This window comes from Ciceribacter sp. T2.26MG-112.2 (assembly GCF_900492205.1).
GTDB lineage: Bacteria > Pseudomonadota > Alphaproteobacteria > Rhizobiales > Rhizobiaceae > Allorhizobium > Allorhizobium naphthalenivorans_A.
Genome location: NZ_UEYQ01000047.1, coordinates 1 through 7,272, shown reverse-complemented (window position 1 = coordinate 7,272; position 7,272 = coordinate 1). Strand labels below are relative to the sequence as shown.

Here is a 7,272-nt window from a genome sequence, read left to right as displayed (position 1 = left end):
TGTCTTACTTGCCGCAATGCTCCTCCTGTCGGTCTTCGCATGGTGGCGGATAAATCGGATAGCTGTCCGAATCCCGAAAATTGGAGAACAATCCAATTGAAGTCATCAGCAGTTTCATGCCTGGTCACCATGGAAAGGCAGAGAACAGCGCATGTATGCCGCAAAGCCTGACACGCACCCGGACCGACCTATCCCCAGCCCTTTCAAACTGTTACGCCGATCTACGGCGCAGGTCGACATACTCAAATCCAGTGACTTGCGGCATATAGGGGGAGCTTTCAGGTGATGCTGGAAATCGGACTTTTCTGTCCGACTCCCTGTCCAGTTCTCCAGCCCCGCAGCGCTTTTCTTGTCTGCAATGAGCTGGCACCAAAGGCGTTCGAAGACTAATGTCGCGTGGCACTTAATCGTAAGAATGCGGATGTTTGGATCTCGTTTGGCATTTAATCTGAGAACTTCGTCAAGTGCCGTTGCAAATCAGTTGCAGGTATGGGCTATCCCGAGTTGGCCTGGACGAGCTGCCAAGTTGTTGAAGAAACGAGGTATTCCAAACCTCTATTTCCGCCGCAGCGATTGCGAAATCATCAAAGTTCATCTCGACGTCGTGGCCCGCTGTTTCTCAAGTTAGATGCCATATTCCATGCGACATTCTCAGATTAACTGCCGTGTATCAAATTAGGTGCCGCGCTATCTAATTGAAAATGTTGAGGCAGATTCTTGCGGTTAACTGCCAAACGACAGCGGACATACGGTCTTACGTTCAACCGTTGGACAGCGCCTATCAAAGCCACGCTTTGGACGGCGCCATTTCCGGGAAAAGCTCCGGACATTCCCGAGCGCATTTGTTCCTCAGGATGATGTAGACCAGATGCAAGGTGGCTAGCCCGGCGAGCAGGCAGAAAAACGATATATAAGCGTAAGTCAGCAAGGTCATATCGATCACCACAACAGCTACGAGTGACAGCGCGAAGTGGCGCAGATGCAGGTAGTGGGACATGGCGGGGGGCACGATGATCAGCAAGACATAGATCACATTGGTCAGTGTGCGGGGCATCAGGTAATCCAGCCAGATTGATTTTTCATAAGCCAGCGACTGGTTGTTGATCTCGACCACCACCATTTCGGAATGCAGTCCGTGCGGGACATAAAGCAGAACGCCGAACACCAGCCCGATCAGTGAAAAGATCAAGAACAACGGTTTGCGCGGGCTGTGATTGGGCTCAATTACGTACATTGAAAACGGCACCCAGATCGGCCACATGAACCAGGTGAAAAAAATGAACCCGAGTGCCCCCCAGAGCACCTGAAACGGATTGCCCCCGGTCATTCCTAGCCAGACATTGCCCTCCATAAATTGTTGTAGTCCCGCAAACAGCGGCATCAGGGCCATCGGCACATAGCGCCAGTTTTTCCGCGCAGCGATGATTGTGATCGCCGTGCCGCCGCCTACCAGAAACACGCTGGCGGCAAAGCTGACCTGAGCTGACAGACACATCCAATTTTCCTCTTTGAATTTTTCAGGTTGGCAGGCCGTGCTTGGTTTCCGGCGCAAGTCTGGCGATAGGTGCTCCGACCGGTCAGACCGAAGTCGGCGAGACTTGGACGCACAGACTACCGCTCACTCATAACACGGCGGCAGTCGCAGCAATACTGAGAACGCGAAGCAAAACAGGCATTCGAGTCACCAGACCCGGACTGATGCTTTGTACCAGCACCTGAGGCTTTTGGTCTACGTCGCGCCTGAACTTGTGCATCAATTCATCCTTCTCGCCCTTTTGGCTCAAGAGGAAGGATCTCTCGCAAGTCTGTACATTCCTACACCGCCAGTTAACCTCTCCGCCGCCGCAGCGTCCGTTTGCTCTCACTGGACCAAAGGACGCTGCTGCCCATCGCGACGCAGACCAGCCACTGCTCGAGCGGCAGGAGGACTGGTCCGGACGCCACATTGAGCGGGCCGAAATTGACGACCGCGACCTGGAGCAGGAATGATATGCCAATTGCCCCCCGCAGCCACCGGTCCGCAAAGAGATGGCCGAAAGCGCTGGTGGTTTCGGAACGCGCACGGTAGCAATTGAAGAGCTGGGCGATAAACAGCACGGTCAACCCGGCCGTGCGTGCCTGATCAAGGCTCTGCGAGCCCTCGACCAGCCCGATCACGCCGGCCCCGACGACACCGAGGAACACGGTCAGAACCTTGCCCATGTGGACGACACCAGATAGCGGAGAAACTTGCGGATGTTGTCGAAAAGGCCGCGCCTCTCGCGACCCGCGATCGACGATGGCGGCAAAATTGTCGCCGGCCAGGATCATCTTGGCCGCCCCCTTGGTGACTTCGGTCCCGGTGATCTCCATGGCGACGCCGATATCGGCTGCCTTCAACGCTGGGGCATCATTGACGCCGACGCCAGTCATTGCCACCACATTGCCGTCGGCCTGCAGCGCATCGGCGATGCGTAGTTTATGCATCGGCGCCACGCAGGCATAGACCGATGTCGTGCAAACCGCGGCCGCGGAACCAGCATCGTCCATTTCGACCGGGTCAGCGCCTTCGTCCCGTTCTCGACGATGCCCAGCAGAGCGGCGATGCGCGATGCGGTGCGTGGACGGTCACCGGGTGATCATCGTCACCCCGATGCCGGCGCGGCGAGCCTCCGCTATCGCGACCGCCGCTTCCTCGCGCGACGGTCGATGATGCCCACCGTGCCGACGAAAATCAGGTCGCGCTCCAGCGTCTCGCTCGCTTTCGGGTCTTCGTCGGCTCCCAGCGGCCGATAGGCGACCACCAGGGTGCGCGACGCCTCGTCCGACAGGCGCTCTACATCGGCGTGCGCGTGTGCTCTCTGCACCTCGTCGGGCGGGACCACGTCCATGCCAATCCGGATCCGGTTGCAATGCTGCATCAGCACGGCGGGCGCGCCCTTTGTGATGGGGATACGTTCGCCGCCATGCTCGTGGTCGCGCTCGATGGTCGACATCACCTTGCGGTCGGAGCTAAACGGGTCGCACCGATACGCTCGAAGCGTTCCTGGCGGCGGTCCTCGACGCCGAGCTTGCGCTCAGCCACAAGAAACGCAGCTTCGGTGGGATCGCCATGGATTTCCCAGGCTCCGTCTTCCGCCTGCCGCAGGCCGGCATTGTGAGCCAGGCTAACTCCGCTCAGGATGACGATCTGCTTTGCGCGAGGCGGTCCTTCCGGCGCTACACCGCCCTCGATCCCCAAGGCGGCCCCGAGATTGCGGCGCAGCGTTATCAGGAAGTTGTCTTCGCCTTGCGCTCAAGAAATAACCAGCCGACCATTCGTTTCGCGACGCGCTGAGACGAGGTTACGAGATATCCATGCCCTCCGCTCTTCTCTTATGAGACCGCCCCCCCCGACGCTGCTGCTCGCCCTTCCCGGCAACAAGGTCTTTGGCAAAGCCTCGCAAGCGCCGGCGCGGGCGAGCTCGGGGCTATCGAGGCGCGGCAAATTCCTGGATCGCGAAAGCTATGTCCGACTGCTCTCTGAGGTCGCGAGGCGGTCGCACTGGTTTCCACCTTCGCACGCCGGGGGAAACGATTTCAGCGCTTCATCTTCGGCGCCTGAGCACAGCTACCGGTCGAGGCCTTCAACGCCACCCGGAAGGGCACACGGGTGGATCATTCAGTTGGTGCCGCCCTTTGTCGGGTATCTCACGGCCATTGAGGCAATAAACGCGCTCACCGGCGATGTTCCCGACGCGACAAAAAGGACGGTACGATCGCATTGGGCTGTCCCGGCTTGCCGCCCAACTCTACTCCAACGGGACCGACGCAGAGGGGCGGCCCGCGGTCCCGCTCGGCAGGTGAGGGTTGCTGGGACTGAATTCCCCGCATCCTTGGCCGCGGACACGATGGGCCATGGTCGACGGGAGCAGCGAACGAAACATCGGCCATCTCTGTCGTTAGATTGACGCTGGCGTTCACGACAGCCGCTACAGCATTCAGTGCATTCTCGATGCGGCCCACACATGAGGGAAGCGTTGCTGGTGAAATTTATCGGCATGGGGCCTTGACCTTCCAACGGTGGGAAGCCTTATCTAAATGGGCATGAGAGATAAACAGGAGAGTCCCATGCAGTTCGATATCCAGAACATGTCCTGTGGCGGTTGTGTCCGCAGCGTCACTAAGGCGATTCATTCCGTCGATCCCGCCGCCAAGGTTACTCCCGACCTGCCGAACAGGAAGATAGTGGTCATGTCTGAGCAGTCTCGTGACGCTTTCGAAGTTGCGCTCGAAGAGGCAGGATACCCGGCTACTCCGGGCCGTTGATGAAGATGCCGGTCCGCGACCGACCCGTTGCCAAGCAGCGCCACGTCCGACCTAAGCGTGTGTGCGACCTTTCTCGTCGAACACTTCATAGTGACGTATTTTCTCGATGTTTCTGGCAATGATTTTCGCCACCCTGGTGGTGTCACTGCTTGAACGTCGGCTGCAATAATGTGATATGCGCGGAATGATTGGACGCTATTTGGCTGTATTTGTTGTGGTTGCGTTAGCCGCCGTTTCGATGGCGAACGCGATGCACATGGTGCGCATGAATTCCACCACAGATCATGGCGTCCAGATGCACGTTGCAGCAATCGGGGTTGAATACGATGCGCAGTCCTGCGAAATGGAGCAGAAATGCGCATCAGAGAGCGCCGCCATGTGTGCAGTCGTCTGCACAGGACTGCTCAACTTTGTCATCCCGGAACGCGGTGGTGCCGGTATCTTCTACGCTAGGGCGGTTTATGGCCCTACGATAATATCGGCAATATTGAGCCGTAATCCTGGCGTTAACCGCCGCCCTCCCAAGCTTCGTCTCCTTTGATCGCGTGGGTTTGGGCCCGCGACAACCTTAGATCTGATGAACGGGACGTGATGTTCCGAGGAGACAATCATGATAAATTTCTCAAGACGCGGCTTTCTTGCCGCAGGCGCAGCAACGCTGGCGTACGCGCATATTCCGCAGTTTGCATTTGCACAAGCGGTAGCCCCCATCCAGTTAACTGCCGGCCGCCGCACACTCGATATCGGCGGACGGGCCGCGTCCGTCTTGGGGCTGATCGGCCCAGACGGACGGCCCGGTGTCATGCTCGATCCGGGCCAGCGCTTCGCGGTCGATCTGACCAACGGTCTGGATGTCGAGACGATTATCCACTGGCACGGGCAGATCCCGCCCAACGTGCAGGACGGCGTCCCAGCCGCGCCCATGGCTGCGTTAAAGCCAGGCGAAGTTCGGAGCTATGACTTCGCACCCTCGGCAGGCACGCACTGGATGCACAGTCACATTCCCATTCAGGAAATGCAGATGCTGGCGGCACCCCTGATTGTCCGGCGTGCTGAAGAGATCGCTGCCGATCGGCAGGAGGTGGTGATGTTCTTGCATGATTTCAGCTTCCGCCCCGCCGAAGAGGTGCTCGCCGAGATCGTGTCCGGTGCAGGGCACGGGGATATGGGCGAAGCCAATGCCATGTCCGGCATGGATCATGGCAGCCACGGTTCCATGCCGATGCCGCAGATGTCGGGCGCGGGTCAGGGCGGGAACGATATGGCAAGGATGCATTCCATGCAGATGGATCTGAACGACTTCGATTTCGACGCATATCTGGCCAATGACCGCACCTTGGACGATCCGGATACGGTTCCGGTCGAAGCGAATGGACGGGTGTTGCTGCGGGTGATCAATGGGGCCGCTGCGACGAGCTTCTGGATCGATAGCGGCGATCTGCCGGGCCGGCTCGTCGCTGTCGACGGTCAGCCGATCGAGCCCATACCTGGCAATCGGTTCGGCCTTTCGATGGGGCAGCGTTTGGATCTGGAGCTTGAACTGCCTGACTCCGGTGCCTGGCCAGTCCTGGCCCTTCGGGAAGGGGCTCGTGAACGGACGGGAGTGATTCTTGCCACGCCCGGCGCGCAGGTTCGCCGTATCGATCCTCTTGCCGAAGCCGAGGCACCCGCGTTCGATATCAGGATGGAACAGGAATCTCGCCTGCGCGCAGTGACCGGACTTGCCGATCGCGGCGCCATCCGTCCAATAGACGTTATGCTAGGCGGGCAGATGCAACCCTACGTCTGGACGATCGACGGCAAGACCTGGGGTGAGCATCTGCCGATTTCGGCGAGCAGCGGGGACCGCGTCGAGATCCGCTTTCACAACATGTCTATGATGGGACATCCAATGCATCTGCATGGCCATCATTTCCAGGTGGTGGAGATCGGCGGGCGCAGGATGGGGGGAGCGATGCGTGACACCCTCTATATCCCGCCTATGACTATGGCCACGATCGCCGTGGATGCGGGCGAGGCGGCGCGCTGGATGCTGCATTGTCATCACATGCCACATCTTTCGACTGGGATGATGACCGAGTTCGTGGTTGCCGCCTGATTTCGAAGGCCTCCCGCCTATGGTGGGAGGCCGCTAAGCCACAGGATTGAACATGAACAAAAAAGTTGTTGCCGTGCTTGCCCTGGCGCTTGCTGGCGCTGCCGTCTGGTGGACGCAGAATCGGCAGGACAGTTCTGGCACCGGCGAGCCCATCGTTCAGGTCGCAGTGCCGTCATCGCTTTCGCCGATGGCCGAACAGGGCAAGGCCGCGTTCGACGCCAACTGTGCCAGCTGTCATGGGCCGACCGGTTCGGGGCGGGACGGGCTGGCGCCGCCATTGATCCATAAGATCTACGAGCCCAGCCACCATAGTGATATGGCCTTCACGCTTGCTGTACGCCAAGGGGTTCGTGCCCACCACTGGCGATTTGGCAATATGGCGCCGGTAGATGGTGTCAGCGACACGTCGATCAAGGCGATCACCAGCTATATTCGCGAATTGCAGCGCGCGAACGGTATCCAGTGAACGTGACAGCCGCTACTTGGCGGGCCGTCTGACATACCGACCCGTGGCCCCGACAGCTAAGTTGCAAATCTTCCTTCCCGGGAGGGCGCGCTAAAAGCTATGCGTTTTTTGTGTCAGGGACCCAAAGCTGCGCCGAAGCCGGTTACAGCAGGCCAGACCTTATACCCAGAGTCATAGACTTGACCGACGTACGCTATAGCGCGGCGATCAGGATTAGACGCTGTCGCGTCACGAATCTCACCTTGATTGTCGCCGCGCACCGCTCGGCAACAGCCGCAGGGTAACCGGTGTTCTACCCCCACATTGTCTGCAGGCTTCTGATTTGTGATCGACATTCCATGGATGAGCGACAAGGAGTTTCTCCATGGAGTCTACGTTGGAGGTTTTCACAACGGCGCGGAGCAGGCGTGAGACGCATCGC

At 58.9% G+C, this 7,272-nt stretch carries 8 protein-coding genes; 5 read left to right on the top strand and 3 right to left on the bottom strand.

All coding sequences use genetic code 11. From position 1 onward, the window contains the following. Positions 1-781: 781 nt before the first annotated feature. The 3 genes from DYZ14_RS23640 to DYZ14_RS24530 form a co-directional block, all read right to left on the bottom strand. On the bottom strand, positions 782-1,495 hold the full coding sequence (locus DYZ14_RS23640; protein ID WP_142589592.1) for a DUF6629 family protein: 714 nt from the start codon (positions 1,493-1,495) through the stop codon (positions 782-784). A 332-nt stretch (positions 1,496-1,827) separates the two neighbouring features. Next, positions 1,828-2,529 (bottom strand): cation transporting ATPase C-terminal domain-containing protein, encoded by a 702-nt coding sequence (locus DYZ14_RS24535; RefSeq protein ID WP_232365666.1) that lies wholly within the window; start codon positions 2,527-2,529, stop codon positions 1,828-1,830. Between the two features lie 125 nt (positions 2,530-2,654). Next, the gene (locus tag DYZ14_RS24530) at positions 2,655-2,975 is read right to left on the bottom strand and encodes a hypothetical protein (RefSeq protein WP_232365665.1); all 321 of its coding nucleotides are present in this window, start codon (positions 2,973-2,975) and stop codon (positions 2,655-2,657) included. A 116-nt stretch (positions 2,976-3,091) separates the two neighbouring features. Between DYZ14_RS24530 and DYZ14_RS24525 the strand changes: the two genes are divergently transcribed. The 5 genes from DYZ14_RS24525 to DYZ14_RS23615 all read left to right on the top strand — a co-directional run bounded on the left by DYZ14_RS24525 (position 3,092) and on the right by DYZ14_RS23615 (position 6,851). Continuing rightward, positions 3,092-3,316: a hypothetical protein gene (locus DYZ14_RS24525; RefSeq protein WP_232365664.1), complete on the top strand. Its 225-nt coding sequence runs from the start codon at positions 3,092-3,094 to the stop codon at positions 3,314-3,316. 773 nt (positions 3,317-4,089) lie between these two features. Next, positions 4,090-4,287, top strand: a complete 198-nt coding sequence (locus DYZ14_RS23630) for a heavy-metal-associated domain-containing protein (protein WP_154722877.1) — start codon at positions 4,090-4,092, stop codon at positions 4,285-4,287. A 184-nt stretch (positions 4,288-4,471) separates the two neighbouring features. Then, complete coding sequence (locus tag DYZ14_RS23625; protein ID WP_154722876.1) at positions 4,472-4,828, top strand: hypothetical protein; 357 nt, start codon at positions 4,472-4,474, stop codon at positions 4,826-4,828. A gap of 69 nt (positions 4,829-4,897) precedes the next feature. After that, positions 4,898-6,385: a multicopper oxidase family protein gene (locus DYZ14_RS23620; protein ID WP_154722875.1), complete on the top strand. Its 1,488-nt coding sequence runs from the start codon at positions 4,898-4,900 to the stop codon at positions 6,383-6,385. A 52-nt stretch (positions 6,386-6,437) separates the two neighbouring features. Then, the gene (locus DYZ14_RS23615) at positions 6,438-6,851 is read left to right on the top strand and encodes a c-type cytochrome (protein WP_154722874.1); all 414 of its coding nucleotides are present in this window, start codon (positions 6,438-6,440) and stop codon (positions 6,849-6,851) included. Positions 6,852-7,272: the final 421 nt, after the last annotated feature.

Coding starts and splice junctions, on each gene's coding strand:
- DYZ14_RS23640 (WP_142589592.1), bottom strand. CDS start 1,495: ATGTGTCTGTCAGCTCAGGTCAGCTTTGCCGCCAGCGTGTTTCTGGTA.
- DYZ14_RS24535 (WP_232365666.1), bottom strand. CDS start 2,529: ATGGACGATGCTGGTTCCGCGGCCGCGGTTTGCACGACATCGGTCTAT.
- DYZ14_RS24530 (WP_232365665.1), bottom strand. CDS start 2,975: ATGTCGACCATCGAGCGCGACCACGAGCATGGCGGCGAACGTATCCCC.
- DYZ14_RS24525 (WP_232365664.1), top strand. CDS start 3,092: ATGGATTTCCCAGGCTCCGTCTTCCGCCTGCCGCAGGCCGGCATTGTG.
- DYZ14_RS23630 (WP_154722877.1), top strand. CDS start 4,090: ATGCAGTTCGATATCCAGAACATGTCCTGTGGCGGTTGTGTCCGCAGC.
- DYZ14_RS23625 (WP_154722876.1), top strand. CDS start 4,472: ATGATTGGACGCTATTTGGCTGTATTTGTTGTGGTTGCGTTAGCCGCC.
- DYZ14_RS23620 (WP_154722875.1), top strand. CDS start 4,898: ATGATAAATTTCTCAAGACGCGGCTTTCTTGCCGCAGGCGCAGCAACG.
- DYZ14_RS23615 (WP_154722874.1), top strand. CDS start 6,438: ATGAACAAAAAAGTTGTTGCCGTGCTTGCCCTGGCGCTTGCTGGCGCT.